This window comes from Mycobacterium sp. 1465703.0 (assembly GCF_001672975.1).
GTDB lineage: Bacteria > Actinomycetota > Actinomycetes > Mycobacteriales > Mycobacteriaceae > Mycobacterium.
Window position 1 is genome coordinate 31,648 of sequence record NZ_LZKU01000203.1, and the last position, 17,053, is coordinate 48,700.

At 68.4% G+C, this 17,053-nt stretch carries 15 protein-coding genes; 4 read left to right on the forward strand and 11 right to left on the reverse strand.

The features are described from left to right. Window positions 1–61 precede the first annotated feature (61 nt). Window positions 62–1,270, reverse strand: a complete 1,209-nt coding sequence (locus A5625_RS18715; RefSeq protein WP_066997169.1) for a DNA polymerase III subunit delta' — start codon at window positions 1,268–1,270, stop codon at window positions 62–64. Window positions 1,271–1,424: 154 nt separating this feature from the next. On the opposite strand from A5625_RS18715, the gene A5625_RS18720 reads away from it, so the two are divergent. Continuing rightward, window positions 1,425–3,053 carry an adenylate/guanylate cyclase domain-containing protein gene (locus tag A5625_RS18720; protein ID WP_066997172.1) on the forward strand — a complete coding sequence of 543 codons (1,629 nt, stop codon included), beginning with the start codon at window positions 1,425–1,427 and terminating at the stop codon, window positions 3,051–3,053. 15 nt (window positions 3,054–3,068) lie between these two features. Here A5625_RS18720 and topA read toward each other — a convergent pair whose 3' ends face one another. The 3 genes from topA to cspA form a co-directional block, all read right to left on the reverse strand. Further along, the gene (topA, locus tag A5625_RS18725; protein WP_066997175.1) at window positions 3,069–5,882 is read right to left on the reverse strand and encodes a type I DNA topoisomerase; all 2,814 of its coding nucleotides are present in this window, start codon (window positions 5,880–5,882) and stop codon (window positions 3,069–3,071) included. A 214-nt stretch (window positions 5,883–6,096) separates the two neighbouring features. After that, window positions 6,097–6,696: a hypothetical protein gene (locus A5625_RS18730; protein WP_066997178.1), complete on the reverse strand. Its 600-nt coding sequence runs from the start codon at window positions 6,694–6,696 to the stop codon at window positions 6,097–6,099. Between the two features lie 163 nt (window positions 6,697–6,859). Next, window positions 6,860–7,063, reverse strand: coding sequence for a cold shock protein CspA (gene cspA / locus A5625_RS18735; RefSeq protein ID WP_007772268.1), 204 nt, complete (start codon window positions 7,061–7,063; stop codon window positions 6,860–6,862). Window positions 7,064–7,346: 283 nt separating this feature from the next. Between cspA and A5625_RS18740 the strand changes: the two genes are divergently transcribed. Next, complete coding sequence (locus tag A5625_RS18740; RefSeq protein WP_066997280.1) at window positions 7,347–9,680, forward strand: DEAD/DEAH box helicase; 2,334 nt, start codon at window positions 7,347–7,349, stop codon at window positions 9,678–9,680. Between the two features lie 84 nt (window positions 9,681–9,764). Next, the gene (locus tag A5625_RS18745; RefSeq protein ID WP_066997181.1) at window positions 9,765–10,802 is read left to right on the forward strand and encodes a PAS domain-containing protein; all 1,038 of its coding nucleotides are present in this window, start codon (window positions 9,765–9,767) and stop codon (window positions 10,800–10,802) included. Between the two features lie 4 nt (window positions 10,803–10,806). On the opposite strand, the gene A5625_RS18750 is transcribed toward A5625_RS18745, so the two are convergent. Genes A5625_RS18750 through ssd form a run of 7 tightly spaced genes read right to left on the reverse strand, consistent with a single transcriptional unit; the run spans window position 10,807 to window position 15,285 of the window. After that, window positions 10,807–11,097 (reverse strand): Rv3654c family TadE-like protein, encoded by a 291-nt coding sequence (locus A5625_RS18750; RefSeq protein ID WP_232003753.1) that lies wholly within the window; start codon window positions 11,095–11,097, stop codon window positions 10,807–10,809. A gap of 31 nt (window positions 11,098–11,128) precedes the next feature. Continuing rightward, a complete protein-coding gene (locus A5625_RS18755; protein WP_156748372.1) occupies window positions 11,129–11,419 on the reverse strand; it encodes a TadE family type IV pilus minor pilin in 291 nt (96 codons plus the stop codon). 26 nt (window positions 11,420–11,445) lie between these two features. Further along, on the reverse strand, window positions 11,446–11,649 hold the full coding sequence (locus A5625_RS18760; protein WP_066997185.1) for a DUF4244 domain-containing protein: 204 nt from the start codon (window positions 11,647–11,649) through the stop codon (window positions 11,446–11,448). A 15-nt stretch (window positions 11,650–11,664) separates the two neighbouring features. Then, complete coding sequence (locus tag A5625_RS18765; protein WP_066997188.1) at window positions 11,665–12,258, reverse strand: type II secretion system F family protein; 594 nt, start codon at window positions 12,256–12,258, stop codon at window positions 11,665–11,667. Then, window positions 12,255–13,052, reverse strand: a complete 798-nt coding sequence (locus A5625_RS18770; RefSeq protein WP_066997191.1) for a type II secretion system F family protein — start codon at window positions 13,050–13,052, stop codon at window positions 12,255–12,257. Before A5625_RS18770 ends, A5625_RS18765 begins: the two co-directional genes overlap by 4 nt. After that, a complete protein-coding gene (locus A5625_RS18775; RefSeq protein ID WP_066997194.1) occupies window positions 13,049–14,224 on the reverse strand; it encodes a TadA family conjugal transfer-associated ATPase in 1,176 nt (391 codons plus the stop codon). Before A5625_RS18775 ends, A5625_RS18770 begins: the two co-directional genes overlap by 4 nt. Beyond that, window positions 14,221–15,285 (reverse strand): septum site-determining protein Ssd, encoded by a 1,065-nt coding sequence (ssd, locus tag A5625_RS18780; RefSeq protein WP_197516153.1) that lies wholly within the window; start codon window positions 15,283–15,285, stop codon window positions 14,221–14,223. Before ssd ends, A5625_RS18775 begins: the two co-directional genes overlap by 4 nt. A 492-nt stretch (window positions 15,286–15,777) precedes the next feature. Here ssd and A5625_RS18785 point away from each other — a divergent pair, with 492 nt between their 5' ends. Further along, window positions 15,778–16,635, forward strand: coding sequence for an HAD-IB family hydrolase (locus A5625_RS18785; protein WP_066997293.1), 858 nt, complete (start codon window positions 15,778–15,780; stop codon window positions 16,633–16,635). The last annotated feature ends 418 nt before the right edge of the window (window positions 16,636–17,053 follow it).

A 17,053-nucleotide genomic window follows, 5' to 3' on the forward strand; every position in this document is an offset into this window, starting at 1 on the left:
CTTTGCGGCTGGGGGTACCCCCGCCTCACACGGCTACGCCGTCTGCATCGTCGCCGGGCGATCAGTCGCGCAGTTCCTGGCCGATGGTGGCGACCATGGCGTCGACGGCGAACTTGGGCTTGACGTTGATCGCCAGCGCTTCGCGGCACTCCAGGACCGCTTCGATGCAGCGCAGCAGCCGCGCCGGCGGGGCATGAGCGGCCAGCGCCGCCACCCGCTCGGCCATATCCGGATGGTTGGCCCGCACCGCCCCGGCATTGGCGGAGGCCATCAGCGCATCCCGGAAATAAGTCGCCAGGTCGATCAGCGCGCGGTCCAGCGCATCCCGCGATGCCCGGGTCTGACGCGACTTCTGGCGTCGCTCAAGGTCCTTCATCGCCCCGGCAGCCCCCCGCATCGCGCCCGCGGTGCCCTTGCCGGTGCCGCCGGCCCCCAGGGCCGTGCGCAGTTCTTCGGTCTCGGCCTCGGCGCGGTCCGCGGTCAGTACTACGGCCTCGGCTTCCGCCGCGGCCACCAACTCCTCTGCGGCGGCGTAGGCCCGCGACGGGGTCGCGGCGTCGCGCACCAGCGTCAGCGACCGCTCCCGGCGCGCCCGGGCCTCGGGGTCGGTGGCCAGCCGCCGGGCCCGGCCCACGTGCCCACCGCTGACCGACGCCGCCCAGTTCGCCGTGTCGGGGGTCAGGCCGTCGCTGTCCACCAGCACGCCCGCGATCGCCTCGGTCGACGGGGTCACCAGCGCCACATGCCGGCACCGGGAGCGCAACGTGATGGCGATGTCCTCGGGGTCCACCGACGGCGCGCACAACAGGAACACCGTCGACGGCGGCGGCTCTTCGACCACCTTCAGCAGAGCGTTGGCGGCACCCTCGGTCAGTCGATCGGCATCTTCGATCACCACAATTTGCCGGCGCCCGGTAGCCGGGCGCCGCGACGCGATCTGCACGATCGAACGCATCTCGTCGACGCCGATGGACAGGCCCTCGGGAATCACCCGCCGCACGTCGGCGTGGGTGCCGGCCATGGTCGTCGTGCAGGCGTGGCAACGCCCGCATCCCGGCTCCCCGTCGGACGTGCACTGCAGTGCGGCCGCGAAGCACAGCGCCGCCACCGAACGGCCTGAACCCGGCGGACCGGTGATCAGCCACGCATGTGTCATAGTCCCGGCGCCGGCTTCCCTGTGGCCTGCGTCACCACGCGCGGCTCTGGCGGCGGCCAGCAACTCAGCCGTCACCGCGTCCTGGCCTACCAGCCGCGTAAACACCCCGGACATCACCGGTAACAGTAGTGGCGGTGCCGACAGATACCGAACAGCCACCGTACCGCGACCATTCCGTTATCTACCGTGCCGTTCGGGCGCCTTAAGCGACCTGCCGAGATCCTTATTAAGTTTCCGAGAGGTCGCCGCTGACCGATACGGTGGGTTCGTGACAACGGCGGCGGCACTACCGGGGCGGATCAGCGGATTCTTCCGCTGGGTGATGCGTACGCCGTGGCCGTTGTTCTCGCTCAGCATGCTGCAGGCCGACATCATCGGCGCCCTGTTCGTCTTGGGTTTCCTGCGCTACGCGCTGCCGCCCGAGGACCGCATCCAGTTGCAGGATCTGCCGGTGCTGAATTTGGCAATTTTCGGCGCCGCACTGGTGGTGGTGTTCCTCACCGGTTTGGCCGTGACGCTCCGGCTGCTGCTGCCGGTGTTCCGGTGGCAGCGCCGCGACAACATGCTCGCCGAGGCCGACCCGGCCGCCACCGAACTGGCCCGCAGCCGAGCCCTGCGGATGCCGTTCTACCGCACCCTGATCAGCATCGTGGCCTGGGCGATCGGCAGCGTGGTGTTCATCATCGCCAGCTGGTCGGTGGCCCGATTCGCCGCGCCCGTGGTGGCAGTGGCCACCGGGCTGGGTGCCGCGGCCACTTCGATCATCGGCTACCTACAGTCCGAGCGGGTGCTGCGGCCGGTGGCGGTGGCCGCCTTGCGTAGCGGGGTGCCCGAGAACGTCAAGGCGCCCGGGGTCATTCTGCGGCAGATCCTGACCTGGATGCTGTCCACCGCCGTGCCGGTGCTGGCGATCGTGCTGGCGGTGGTGGCCGACAAGACCTCGCTGCTGCACGCCACCCCGGAGAAGTTGTTCACCCCGATCCTGTTGCTGGCGATGGCGGCGCTGGGCATCGGGCTGGTCAGCACGCTGCTGGTGGCCATGTCGATCGCCGATCCGCTGCGCCAGCTGCGCTGGGCGCTCTCGGAGGTGCAGCGCGGAAACTACAACGCGCACATGCAGATCTACGACGCCAGCGAGCTGGGCCTGCTGCAGGCCGGCTTCAACGACATGGTGCGCGACCTGTCCGAGCGGCAGCGGCTGCGTGACCTGTTCGGCCGCTACGTCGGTGAAGACGTGGCCCGCCGGGCGCTGGAGCGCGGAACCGAGCTGGGCGGCCAGGAGCGTGATGTCGCGGTGCTGTTCGTCGACCTGGTCGGCTCCACCCAGTTGGCCTCGACCCGGCCGCCCGCCGAGGTGGTTCACCTGCTCAACGAGTTCTTCCGGGTGGTCGTGGAAACCGTTGGCAAGCATGGCGGTTTCGTCAACAAGTTCCAGGGTGACGCCGCGCTGGCCATCTTCGGGGCGCCGATCGAACACCCCGACTCACCCGGTGGGGCGCTGGCCGCCGCGCGGGAATTGCACGACGCGCTCCTCCCGGTGATCGGTTCGGCGGAGTTCGGCATCGGGGTGTCGTCCGGGCGGGCGATCGCCGGCCACATCGGCGCGCAGGCCCGCTTCGAGTACACCGTGATCGGCGACCCGGTCAACGAGGCGGCCCGGCTCACCGAGCTGGCCAAGCTCGAACCCGGCCACGTGCTCGCGTCGGCGATCGCGGTCAGCGGCGCGCTCGATGCCGAAGCACTGTGCTGGGATGTCGGCGAGGTGGTGGAGCTGCGCGGGCGTCGGGCACCCACCCAGCTGGCGCGGCCGGTGGGTCTGGCCGGAACTAGCGACTCCGCACCCACCCCGGTCCACCACGATGAAGTGTCCAGCGAGGCCATCGGCCCGGGCTACTGAGACCCCGGAACCGGCCTAACCGCGCTTGGCGGCCTTCTTGGCCGCCGCCTTCTTCGCCGGAGCCTTGCGGGTCGCCTTCTTGGCCGGACGCTTCGCCGGCCCACGGGCCCGCCGGTCGGCCAGCAGCTCGGCAGCGCGCTCATCGGTGATCGACAAGACGTCGTCGCCCTTGCGCAGGCTGGCATTCGTCTCGCCGTCGGTGACGTACGGTCCGAACCGGCCGTCCTTGATCACCATCGGCTTACCGGTCGCGGGATCGGCGCCCAGCTCGCGCAACGGCGGCGCGGCCGCGCCTTGCCTGCCGCGGCGTTTGGGTTCGGCGTAGATCTTCAGCGCTTCCTCGAGGGTGATGTCGAACATCTGCTCCTCGGTCGCCAGCGAGCGAGAGTCGGTGCCGCGCTTCAGGTATGGGCCGTAGCGGCCGTTCTGTGCGGTGATCTCCTCACCGGACTCAGGGTCGACACCCACCACCCGGGGCAGCGAGAGCAGCCGCAGCGCATCCTCGAGCGTCACCGTTTGCAGGTCCATGGTGCGCAGCAGCGAACCGGTGCGGGGCTTGGGGCCGGTGGGCTTTTTGCCCTTCTTCGCGGGCGCGGCACTGCCGTCGTCGTCGCCGGGCGGCGGCTCGGGCAGGATCTCGGAAACGTATGGCCCGTAACGGCCGTCCTTTGCGACGATCTCGTGACCCGTTTCCGGGTCTACGCCCAGCACGCGTCCCTCCTGCGGCGTGGCGAACAGTTGCTCGGCCACATCCAGGGTGAGTTCATCGGGGGTCAGCGAGTCGTTGAGGTTGGCCCGCTGCGGCTTCGGCTCGCCGTCGTCGCCGGGCACCATGCGTTCCAGATAGGGCCCGTTCTTGCCCACCCGGACGTAGACCGGCCGGCCCTGCTCGTCGTCAAAGAGCTTGATGGAGTTGACTTCTCGAGCGTCGATGCCTTCCAGATTGACGCCGACGAGCTTCTTCAGCCCACCGGAGCGGGCCACCGAGTCGGCCACGCCGTGCTCGCCGCCGAAGTAGAAGTTGTTGAGCCAGTCGGTGCGCCGCTCCTGGCCCGAGGCGATCGCGTCGAGTTCGTCTTCCATCGCGGCGGTGAAGTCGTAGTCGACGAGACGGCCGAAATGCTGTTCCAGCAAACCGGTTACGGCGAACGCCACCCATGACGGCACCAGGGCGCTGCCCTTCTTGTGCACGTAGCCACGGTCCTGGATGGTCTTGATGATCGACGAGTACGTCGACGGGCGGCCGATGCCCAGCTCTTCGAGCGCCTTGACCAGCGACGCCTCGGTGTAGCGCGCCGGGGGGTTGGTGGCATGGCCGTCGGGGGTGAGTTCGATGGCGTCCAGCCGCTGGCCCTGGGTCAGCTGCGGCAGCCGGCTCTCGGCGTCGTCGGCCTCGCCGCCGGCCAATTCGTCGACCGTCTCCACATAGGCCTTCAAGAACCCCGCGAAGGTGATGGTGCGACCGCTGGCCGAGAACACCACGTCTCTGCCGTCTGATTGGCCGTTGATCCGCAGGCTCAGCGTGGTGCCGCGCGCGTCAGCCATCTGCGAGGCCACCGTGCGCTGCCAGATCAGCTCGTAGATGCGGAATTCGTCACCATCGAGTTCGCGGCGCACCGCGTCCGGAGTCGCAAACGTCTCGCCCGCCGGCCGGATCGCCTCGTGGGCCTCCTGCGCGTTCTTCACCTTGCGGGTGTACTGGCGCGGCGACGGGGACACGTATTCGGCGCCGTAAAGCTGGCGGGCCTGGGTGCGTGCGGCGTTGATCGCCGACTCCGACAGCGTGGTCGAGTCGGTACGCATATAAGTGATGTAGCCGTTCTCGTAGAGCCGCTGGGCGATGCTCATCGTGCGCTCGGAGGAGAACCGCAACTTGCGGCCGGCTTCCTGCTGCAGCGTCGAGGTCATGAACGGTGCGTAGGGGCGCCGGGTGTAGGGCTTTTCCTCCACCGACGCGACGTTGAGCTGGGCGCCTCGCAGGCCCGCGGCCAGCTGCGTCGCGCTGGCCTCGTCGAGAACGGTCACCTCGTCGGCCTTGCGCAGCTCGCCCAGCGAGTCGAAATCGCGGCCGGTGGCCACCCGCAGGCCGTCGACGCTGGTCAAACGGGCGGAGAAGGTGGGCGGGGAGGCCTGCGGGTCGGACACGCTGGCATCCAGCTGGGCCACGATGTCCCAGTAGGACGCGCTGCGAAACGCCATCCGGTCGCGTTCGCGCTGCACGATGATCCGGGTGGCCACCGATTGGACCCGGCCCGCCGACAGCTTGGGGGCGACCTTCTTCCACAGCACGGGGCTGACCTCGTAGCCGTACAGCCGGTCCAGGATGCGGCGGGTTTCCTGCGCGTCGACCAGGTCGATGTCCAGGTCGCGAGGGTTTTCGGCGGCCTCCAGGATGGCCGGCTCGGTGATCTCGTGGAACACCATCCGCTTGACCGGAATGTTCGGCTTGAGGGTTTCCAGCAGGTGCCAGGCGATGGCTTCGCCCTCGCGGTCACCATCCGTGGCCAGATAGAGCTCGTCGACCTCTTTGAGCAGGCCTTTGAGCTCGGTGACCGTGCTCTTCTTCTCGGGGCTGATGATGTACAGCGGTTCGAAGTCCGCGTCGACGTTCACGCCGAGGCGCGCCCACGGCTCCGACTTGAACTTCGCCGGCACGTCGGCGGCGGCCCGGGGCAGGTCGCGGATATGACCGCGCGACGATTCGACGATGTACCTGGAGCCCAGGTAGCCGGCCAGTTTGCGCGCCTTGGTCGGCGACTCGACGATGACGAGTCGGCGGCGGCTGCCATTCCCGCCGCTGCTGGTGTCCTTTAGTTTCGGGTCAGCCAACTGCCCTTACGCTCCATCCCTGATTGGTCCCCCCTGCGAGACCACCTGCAGGAAGAATGACAGGTCGGCCTCGAAAATTCCGGTGAAATTCAGGTACGCAACCGTTCCTTCGCCCTGCGGCACCTGACAATTTCGCACCCTTGGGCGCGCCTGCGCAAACTGACCTCCGCCGAAACGGCGGCGAGCCGATCCGATTTCGGGCGCTGTCTGCTGGCTAAACTCTCGGCCACCGCGATAACGCGTCGGCGCCTTCGGGCGGTTCCCCCACGTTCTCTACCAGGCGCGATAGCCTACGGCGGCCGCTGATCCGCAGTGCCGGCCGGCCGCCGCGGGTACCGATCAGGGTGGGCGCGATGCCCACCCGCATCAAAGCCGACGCCAGCGGCGAGTGGGTGTCCGGCGCGTGGGGGTCCAAGGCCAACAGGTAATGCTCGCCCTCGGGATTTCCGGCTGCCAGCGTCCACGCCCGCAACTCGCGCGGCCCGGGCAGCCAGCGCGGTGGCACCGTCTTGACCGCGCCGCGCGTCCATTCGGCGGCCAGCGTGCTCAACGAGGGGTGCACCGCGGTGCGCACCAGCGGGGTGTCCTCGTCGGTTCGGCTGATCTCGGCCGCCAGACCCGCCTCTCGGATCATCTCCGCCAGCGCCGAGGCGCGCCAGGACTGATCCACGACCACCGACAGCCGGGCACCTGCGACGGAACTTTCACCGGTAGCACCGACGGTGACGATCTGCCCGGACGCCGCCAGCACCCCGGAGAGATCGGCGACCGCAGGCGGCACCGACTCCGCTGTAAAGAAGGAAAGCTGGCTCACGCCACCGACAGTAGGCCAGGTGGCCCGTCCGCGTCTCGAGGTATCGGCGCGGCGTTCGGCGCCGAGTGGGATGCGTCCTGGTTGCGGCGGGAATGAGGAAACCCCCCGGCTGGACCCGTTGGGCGGGTCTGCACGGGGGGTATCCGTTAAGGTCTGCTCTTCTCTACAGGGAGCGGACTCCGGTGGCCTGGGGGCCCTTAGGGCTGTGGCCGATCTCGAACTCGACCTTCTGGTTTTCTTCGAGGGTGCGGAAGCCCGAACCCTGGATCTCCGTGTAGTGGACAAACACATCCGCGGAACCGTCTTCAGGGGCGATGAACCCGAAGCCCTTCTCCGCATTGAACCACTTCACAGTTCCCTGTGGCATCTCTCGATCTTTCCTTTTCTTCTGGGAGCGGGGCATCGCCTTTCGATGCCCCGGGCCTGGTACGACCGCCATACCTCGCTGAGTCGCCGGAACTTCACCCGACCGATTAACCTCGCAGGAACCGCGGCCGCAACGTCGATCCTGCGAAAGTTTGACACGAACACAGAAGCTGCGACCGCAAATAGTCAACCATGTTCATCGCGTCGGCGACAGACTTGTGTCTTCGGCCGATTCGAATGCCGATTCCAAGCCCGATTCCACCACGGATCCAGGAGGGAGCGAGATGGCGAGTTTCGGCAGTGAACTGCTTGCTGCCGCACTCGCCGGAACCGCGTTGGACGAGCACCCGCTGCGTCATGTCGCCGAAGTGCCACCGCGCAGCGGCCGTCCGCACGATTGGCCGTCCTGGGCCGAGTCCGATGTGGTCAAGGCGTTCGCCGAGTGCGGGATCGAATCTCCGTGGTCGCATCAATTCGCCGCCGCCGATCTGGCTTACGCGGGCCGTCACGTAGTGCTCAGCACCGGCACCGCGTCGGGCAAGTCCCTGGCCTATCAGCTTCCTGTCCTCAACGCGCTGGCCACCGATCCGCGGGCCCGGGTGCTCTACCTGTCACCCACCAAGGCGTTGGGCCACGACCAATTGCGCGCCGCACACGCGCTCACCGCGGCGATTCCGCGATGTCACGACGTCGCACCGACCGCCTACGACGGCGACAGTCCCACTGAGGTCCGACGCTTCGCGCGGGAACGTTCCCGATGGTTGTTCTCGAATCCCGACATGATCCACTTGTCGATTCTTCGCAACCACGCCCGCTGGGCAGTCCTGTTGCGCGGTCTGCGATTCGTGGTTGTCGACGAATGCCATTACTACCGTGGGGTGTTCGGCTCCAATGTGGCGATGGTGTTACGCCGCTTGCTGCGGTTGTGTGCGCGCTACTCGACTCAGCCCGGTTCCATGCCGACCGTCATCTTCGCAAGCGCGACAACGGATTCGCCGGGCGCGACGGCCGCCGAGCTGATCGGGCTTCCGGTAGAGGAGGTTACCGAGGACGGTTCGCCCCAGGGTGCCCGAACCGTGGCGTTGTGGGAACCCGCGTTGCGCGCCGACCTGACCGGTGAGAACGGCGCGCCGGTTCGTCGCTCCGCCGGTGCCGAGGCGGCGCGGGTGATGGCCGACCTGATCGCCGAGGGCGCTCAAACGCTGACGTTCGTCCGGTCGCGCCGCGCCGCGGAATTGACCGCGCTGGGCGCGCAGGCGAGGTTGGACGACATCGCGCCGGAGTTATCCCACACGGTGGCGTCGTATCGAGCCGGTTACCTCGCCGAGGACCGCACCGCGTTGGAGCGCGCCCTGGCCCAGGGCCAGTTGCGCGGCCTGGCCACCACTAATGCGCTGGAATTGGGTGTGGACATCGCCGGGCTGGATGCGGTGGTGCTCGCCGGTTTTCCCGGCACGGTCGCCTCGTTCTGGCAGCAGGCCGGCCGGTCCGGGCGGCGCGGCCAGGGTGCGCTGGTGGTGTTGATCGCCCGGGACGATCCGCTGGATACGTATTTGGTGCACCATCCCGCCGCACTACTGGACAAGCCGGTCGAGCGGGTGGTGATCGACCCGGCCAACCCGTACATCCTGGGCCCGCAGCTGCTGTGTGCGGCAACCGAACTGCCGCTCGACGATGCCGAGGTGCACACTCTGGGCGCCACCGCAGTGGCCGACGGTCTGGTCGACGACGGGTTGCTGCGCCGGCGCAATGGGAAGTACTTTCCGGTGCCCGGACTGGAACCGCATGCCGCGGTGGACATCCGGGGCTCGGCGGGCGGCCAGATCGTCATCGTGGAGGCCGATACCGGACGGTTGCTGGGCAGTGCCGGTGCCAGCCAGGCGCCGGCTTCGGTCCACCCCGGCGCGGTGTATCTGCATCAGGGCGACAGCTACGTGGTGGACTCGCTGGATACCGAGGAAGGCATCGCGTTCGTTCACGCCGAGGACCCCGGTTACGCCACGTTCGCACGGGAGATCACCGACATCGCCGTCACCGGTGCGGGCGAACGGTTGGCCTTCGGGCCCGTCACGCTGGGGTTGGTGCCGGTCCGCGTCACCCACCAGGTGGTGGGGTATCTGCGCCGCCGGCTCTCCGGGGAGGTGATCGACTTCATCGAACTGGACATGACGGAACACACCTTGGCCACCACCGCGGTGATGTATACCATCACCGAAGATGCGCTGCAACGCAACGGTATTGAGGCGACTCGGATTCCAGGAGCATTGCATGCCGCCGAGCATGCCGCGATCGGACTGCTGCCGTTGGTAGCCAGTTGTGACCGCGGGGACATCGGCGGTTTGTCCACCGCCGTCGGACCCGATCCCCTTGGCCTGCCGAGCGTCTTCGTCTACGACGGCTACCCGGGCGGCGCGGGATTCGCCGAACGGGGCTTTCGCCAGGCGCGCACCTGGCTGGGTGCCACAGCCGCCGCCATCGAGGCGTGTGAGTGCCCTGGGGGATGTCCGTCATGCGTGCAATCCCCCAAGTGCGGCAACGGCAACGACCCGCTCGACAAGACGGGCGCGGTGCTGGTGCTGAAACTGGTCCTGGCGGAGTTGGCGCGGGGGCCGCGCTGAGCGAGGCCGTCGGGATGCCCACAAAATCGCGTAGCGATTCGTCCGATTCCCCTACAAGCCTCCTGTGTCCGTAAACTCGGCCACATGGCCCACGATTGGTTGCTCGTGGAGACACTCGGGGGAGATCCCACCGTTGTGTCGCAAGGCCGCCAGCTCAAAAATCTCGTCCCGATCACCACATTCCTGCGTCGCAGCCCCTATCTCTCCGCGGTTCGCACGGCGATCGCCGAGTCGGTGCAGACCGGCCAGGCGTTGACCAGCATCACACCTAAGCGCGACCGCATCATTCGCACCGAGCCGGTGGTGATGTCCGACGGTTTCATCCACGGCGTGCATGTGTGGACCGGGCCCTCCGACATCGAACCGCCGGAGCGGCCGATCCCGGGGCCGCTCAAGTGGGACTTGACCATGGGCGTGGCCACCGATACGCGTGAGTCGCTGATCAACAGCGGGAAGAATCCTGAGGTCGAAGTCACTTTCGGCAGGGCCTTCGCCGAGGACCTTCCATCCCGTGAACTAAACCCGAACGAAACCAAGGTGCTGGCGATGGCGGTCAAGGCCAAGCCGGACCAAACACTCTGTAGCACTTGGGATCTCACCAACTGGCGGGGAGAGCCGATTCGGATAGGTTTCGTCGCACGCACGATCCTGGAACCGGGGTCCGATGGCCGGGAGCACTTGGTGGCGCGGGCGATCAATTGGCAGTCCGAACTGAAGGGCCCCCCGGTCTCGACCGATGATCTCGCGCAACGAATCCTCAGCGGCCTCGCTCAAGCCGGGGTGCACCGCGCGCTGATCGATCTGAACACCTGGTCGCTGCTGAAATGGCTCGACGAGCCCTGCACTTTTTACGACTGGCGTGGCAGCGAGACGGGCCAGCCCAGGATTCACCCCGATGACAAGGGCCTGATGTCCACCATGACAAAGGAATTCAACGGCGGCGCCACCAGTCGGGTGTTGCGGATGCCCGGGCACGACGGGGGCTGGGTGCCGGTGCACGTCACGGTCAACCGGGTGGAACTGGAGCCGGAAACGTACGCCGGATTGGTCTCCTTGCGCCTGCCTACCGATGAGGAACTGGCCGCCGCGGGATTGTCGCGAACGCCCGGCACCGCGCCCTAGTCGGTCACTGGGTCGGCCCCGCCCGTGCGGCGGCCCTGGCCACACCGCCGAAGCCGACCGGCACCCGCGCCGTGATGACGACGTCGAGATTGTCTACCGCGCAGTGGATGTCGTCGACCCGCATCTGGCGGGCCACGTCCGCAGCCCGCCCGCACGCCGTCTGCGTCCCGGAGTTCAGCCGGACCGCGGCGGCCAAAGCGGCCAGGTCGGCCACCGCCTGCGCGCGGTGTCGTGCCAGCACCGCCGCGCCCAGGTAGGCACCCCCACCAGTCACCGTCAACAGCACCACCACCATCCAGGCCGCGACCAGAGTGGCCGAACCCCGCTCACCGCGACGGCTCGGCCGCCGACACCGCTTTGGCCGCAATATCGATGGTGGGCAATACATTCGAATGCGCGACCACGGTGGCCACCAGGAAGTCGCCGTCGCGGTGCAGCTCGACGCGCGCACCGGCGGGCGCGAGCCGGCGAGCGGTGGCCACGGCGGATCCTTCGTCGCCCCGGGCCGCCAGTAGAGCGGCCTCGCGGGCGGCGTCGACACAGCGCACCTGCATCGATACCGCGGTGATACCGGCCAGGCACAGCACCAGCACCACAACGAGCGCCGCGATGCCCAGGGCCGCCTCAACGGTGCTGGCACCTGCTACACCTTGGTGTTGAGCGCACGACCGATGATGTTGGTCAGCGCCGAGACGATGGAATCGCCGGTGACAACGGTGTACAGCACCGCGCCGAAGGCGGCCGCCGCGATGGTGCCGATGGCATACTCGACCGTCGACATGCCCGAATCGTCGGCCACCAGCAGGGCCAGGCGCGCGGAGAATCGGCGAAACATGTTGATTATCATGGGCTTCCTTTCGTTTCACAGCACACCCGACTGCAGGACATCACCGGCCAAACCGGCCACCACCGGGACGATGCCCAGACAGACGAACGCCGGCAGAAAGCACAGCCCCAGTGGGCCGGCGATCAGCACGCCGGCCCGTTCGGCGGCGGCGGTGGCCGCATGCGCGGCGTCGTGGCGAGACTCGTCCGCCAACTGAGCGACGCCATCGGCCAGCGCCGCACCCGACGACGCCGAACGCCGGGCCAGCCGGAGCAACGCCTCGATCTGCGGGTCGACAGAGCTCTTCAGATCCGGCGGAACCGACCATGCGACAGCGGGATCGGCGCCAAGTGCGAGCATGTCGGCGGCGCGGCGCAACACCCTCGCCAGGTGCGGTGGTGCCGACGGGGCGGCCGCCCCCGCCGCGGTCGACACGGCCATGCCCGCCGCCAGGCACACGGCCAACACGTCCAGACAGGAGGCGACAGCCAGGGGATCCGGGCCATCAGCCGACGCCGGGGCCCGCCGCAGCGGACCGCCGCGCACCGGCATCCCGGCACGACTGCGCACCAGTAAGGGACCGGGACCGATCAACACCGCGCCGGCCAGCAGCACCGCCGCCAGGTTCACGACGTCACCCGATCGGCGATGCGATCGGACCACAGCAGACCGACGCAGGCCAGCGCCGACCCGATAAGCAGCAGCCACCCGCCGGCGTGCCCGCTCAGCAAAAAGCGGAGTGGCCGGGCCCCGATCAGTTGCCCCAGCAGCACGCCGAGCACCGGCAGGGCGGCAAGTATCGCGGCGGTGGCACGGGCGCCGGCCATGCTCGAGGACACCCGGGCCGAGAACCGTTGCCGCTCAGCGAGATCGCGTTGGGCTGCGCGCATCAGGGTGGCGATTCCCAGCCCGTTGTCGGTGGCCAGTCGCCAGCACAACGCGAGCCGCTCCCACTGCCCGGGTAGTGCGGACGAGCGAGCGGCGGCGGCCAGGCCCGCCGCGACGTCGGCACCGAGTCGGGCCCGCGCCGCCACCGAACGCAACGACACCGCTACCGCGCCGCCGGTGTCGTCGGCGGCGACGCGGAACGCGCGCACCGGATGCGAGCCGGCTCTCAGTTCACCGACAAGTACCTCGAGCGCGGTTTGCAGCGCATGTCCCTCAACCGCGGCGCGCCGGACACGCCTGTGGCGCCGATGACGCAGCCCCGCGGTCGTCGCGACGACCGCGATGGACAGGACAGTCGTCACCGGCAGCACCAGAGCGGCGGCGCATCCGACGCCCGCGGCCATGCAACCCAGTCCACGTACTCCGAGGGCAGGGAGTCGCAGGTGTCGTGACCCGGACAAACGGCTTTTCGGCGAGGGCCGATGGATGACGAGTGCGAGCGCCAACGGCAGCGCGCCGAGCAGTGGACCGTTCACGTCGGCATCCGGCCGTCCATTACCCGGTGCAGCTGCGCGGCGGCGTCCGTCATCCCCCGATCCGCATGCCACACGGTGACTGACCGCACCTGGCCTTGAATGGGTTGCAGCGCAGCGATTTCACTGAGCCGCCGCCGGCCGGTGCGGTCGCGCTCCACGTGCAGCAGCACCTGCACGGCGGCGGCAAGTTGGCTGTGCAGTGCGGCCCGGCCCAGTCCGCCGAGCGCGCCCAATGCCTCTAGGCGCGCGGGAACCTCTCCCGGACTGTTGGCGTGCACGGTGCCCGCGCCGCCATCGTGGCCGGTGTTCAATGCAGCCAGCAGATCCACCACTTCGGCACCGCGAACCTCGCGCACCACGATGCGGTCGGGTCGCATCCGCAACGCTTGCCGAACCAGTTCGCGGACTCCAACTTCGCCCACACCTTCGACATTGGCGCACCGCGCGACCAGCTTCACCAGATGCGGGTGCCGCGGTGCCAACTCCGCGGCATCCTCGACGCAGACGATGCGTTCGGCCGGCGGTATGGCGCCCAGCATCGCGGCAAGCAGTGTTGTTTTGCCGGCGCCGGTGCCACCACTGACCAGGAAGGCCAACCGGGCGTCGATGATGTCGGTGACCAATGCGGCGGCCGCCGGCTCGATCGCACCGGCGGCGGTCAGGGCCGCCAGATCCTGGCTGGCGGGCCGCAGTACACGCAGCGACAAGCAGGTGCCTGCGGCGGCCACCGGCGGCAACACCGCGTGCAGCCGCACCGCGAATCCGCCGGCACCGATGCCGGTCAGCTCGCCGTCCACCCAGGGCTGCGCATCGTCCAGACGCCGCCCGGCGGCCAGCGCCAACCGCTGCGCTAACCGCCGCACCGCCGTCTCGTCCGGAAAACGAATTCCGGTGCGCCGCAGACCGGTGCCGTCGTCGACCCAGACCGCATCCGGTGCGGTGACCAAGACGTCGGTCGTGCCGTCCGCGCACAGCAGCGGATCGAGAATGCCGGCGCCGGTGAGCTCGGTTTGCAGTACTCGCAGATTCGCCAGCACCTCGGTGTCACCGAGCATCCCGCCGGACTCGGCTCGAATCGCGGCGGCCACCACCGAAGCTTCCAGCGGGACCCCCAGTGGGCCGGCTTCGACGGCCAGCCGCTCGCGGACACGCTCGATCAACGAACCGCTCACGCCGCCGCGCCGTTCTGCCCGGCCCGCCGCCGCACCCCGGTGGGCGGTAGCACGGCAAACACCTGGTGGGCAGCCACCGTGAGCGCTGAACGTCGCCCCAACCGTAGCCCGCCGCGGTCGACCTGCTCGGCGAGTTGCGGCTGCGCTTTGATTGCCGCCAACAACGGAAGACCGGTGACATCGGCGATCTCGACCGCCCGCAATCCTCCCGGCGCGGGGCCCCGCACCACCAGGCCGACATTGGGATTGATGGACGACAGTGCCGGCGCCAATGCACCGGTCGCCGCACACGCGCGCACGTCACAGCGGCTGACGACGACGACCAGGTCGGCTGCGCTCAGCGCCGCCTGCGTCGCGTCGGTGAAACGGCGGGGAAGATCGCAGATAACGCTGACCGCGCCGCGGCGTCCGGCATCGATGACGGCGTGCACCGGGCCGGCATCCAACTCGTAGCCGCGCCGAGTGCCGGACAGCACGCTGACTCCACGGTGCCGCGGCAGTGCGTCGCGCACCGCCGACCAATTGAGCCGGCCGCTCTGCAAGGCAAGGTCCGGCCAGCGCAGCCCGGGCGTGGTTTCGCCACCCAGCAACAGGTCCAGACCGCCACCCCATGGGTCGAGGTCCACCAACAGCGCGTCGGTGGCGGCCTGCGCCAGGGCGACCGCGAGCAAGGAGGCGCCGGCGCCGCCGCAGCCCCCGATGACGGCAATGGCGTGGCCACGCGCCCCGTCGTCGCGGGACGATTCGGCGGCCTCGGCGAGCTCGCCGACCAACTCCGCCGCCTGTCCCGGCAGCCGCAACACCCGCCCGGCACCGACCCCGACGGCGGCCGCCCACGTCGTCGTCTCGGGTTCGGCCACCGTCAGCACCGTCACATGGTCGCGGCGGGGCAGCGCCCATCGACCGCAGCGAACCGCCGCCCCCGCATCCAGCACGACGGCCGCGGCCGCGGCCCACGTCTTGCGGCCGACCGGAGATCCGTCGCCGGCATGCACCACGCGGACGCCGGCGGCAGCCGCCACCCGATCGAGCTCGGCGCGCAACTCGGACGCCGACAAGATGGCCAACACACCCGCGGAACCCACCGCATCGGCACCGGAAGCACTAGTCACCCGACCACTGTGGGCGGCCGTGACCTTGGCACAACAGTCCCAAATGCAAATTTGTGGATAGAGACGCGAGTGTGCACAAACGCTTCGTGGGACACGACGCCAGCGACGACCGACGCCCTTTCCCGCAACGCACCGAGAGCCGGCCCTGGCGCCGTCGAGCGAGAAAAACTGACCCTAGAAAAGGGACGACCCCCGCCAGGGGGGGAGGAGGCGAGGGTCGTCGTGTATCAGCCCCGGGGGGTCGGGCTGATACACCCTCGGCTAAAAGCCGAGTAATGCTTACTATACACATGCCAAGCCGGATTAACGCAAGAGATCATTTTCTGAAAAAACACGTTGAGCCGCGTAAACACCACTCCACCCAGCCACCGCACCGCCCTGAGCGGCCATTTCCGGTGCGGGATCGCGACCCCGCCGAACGCCTCGACCTATGCTGTGTCGGTGACCGTCTTCGACCCCCCCGCGGAGCAGTCGGCCTCGGAGCAATCAACGGCAAGCAGCGCTCCCCTCGCCCGCACGGCGGCCTTCTTCGACCTGGACAAGACGATCATCGCCAAGTCCAGCACCCTGGCGTTCAGCAAACCGTTTTTCAACCAGGGCCTGCTCAACCGCCGCACCGTGCTGAAATCCAGCTACGCCCAGTTCATCTATCTGCTCTCCGGTGCTGATCATGACCAGATGGATCGGATGCGGGCCCACATGACCAATATGTGCACCGGCTGGGACGTCGAACAGGTCAAGTCGATTGTCAGCGAGACGCTGCACGACATCGTGACGCCACTGGTGTTCGCCGAAGCCGCCGACCTGATCGCAGCCCACAAACTGTGCGGCCGTGACGTCGTGGTGGTGTCGGCCTCCGGGGAGGAAATCGTCGCCCCGATCGCCCGGGCGCTGGGCGCCACCCACGCGATGGCAACCCGCATGGTCGTCGAGGACGGCAAGTACACCGGCGAGATCGCGTTCTACTGCTACGGCGAGGGCAAGGTGCAGGCGATCCGGGAGCTGGCCGCGCGCGAGGGCTACCCGCTGGAACATTGCTACGCCTACTCCGACTCGATCACCGACCTGCCGATGCTCCAGGCTGTCGGCCATCCCAACGTCGTCAATCCAGACCGGGGGTTGCGCCGGGAAGCCGTGGAACGCGGTTGGCCGGTGATGTCGTTCTCCCGGCCGGTTTCCTTGCGCGACCGCATTCCGGCGCCGTCCGGTGCGGCGATCGCCACCACGGCCGCGGTCGGCATCAGCGCGCTGGCCGCGGGCGCGGTGACGTACTCGTTGTTGCGTCGCTACGCGTTCTGACCCAGCGACCAGCAGCAAACTCGTTAAACGCGCAATCCGAAACGATTTTGGTGCTATTCGCGAAATTGGGCTTGCTGTGCTAGGGGTCTAGTAGTACAAAGGAACCACGGAAGCCCGGTGAGGCCAAGGTCGATCCGGAAGAGAAGGTTCGATCTCCCGACCCGGGCCCCAGCACGGTGCTCGGCACCCACGCGGAGTCATAGCCGCGAAAATGGCAGAAGTGTTGCGGGCCTGCGAAATTGCGAAAATGCAGACGGTGTCGACGGCCCTTTGGGTGGGGTTGCAACCATAAGCGTCGTGAGATCGCCGAGGCCAACCCACGCAGCCCCGATATGCACGCTTGGTAACCGAGCCCCGTGCTAGCGGGCGGCGGACCGAACATTCGGAACGTCGCCCGCTCTTCATATTTTGTGGCCGT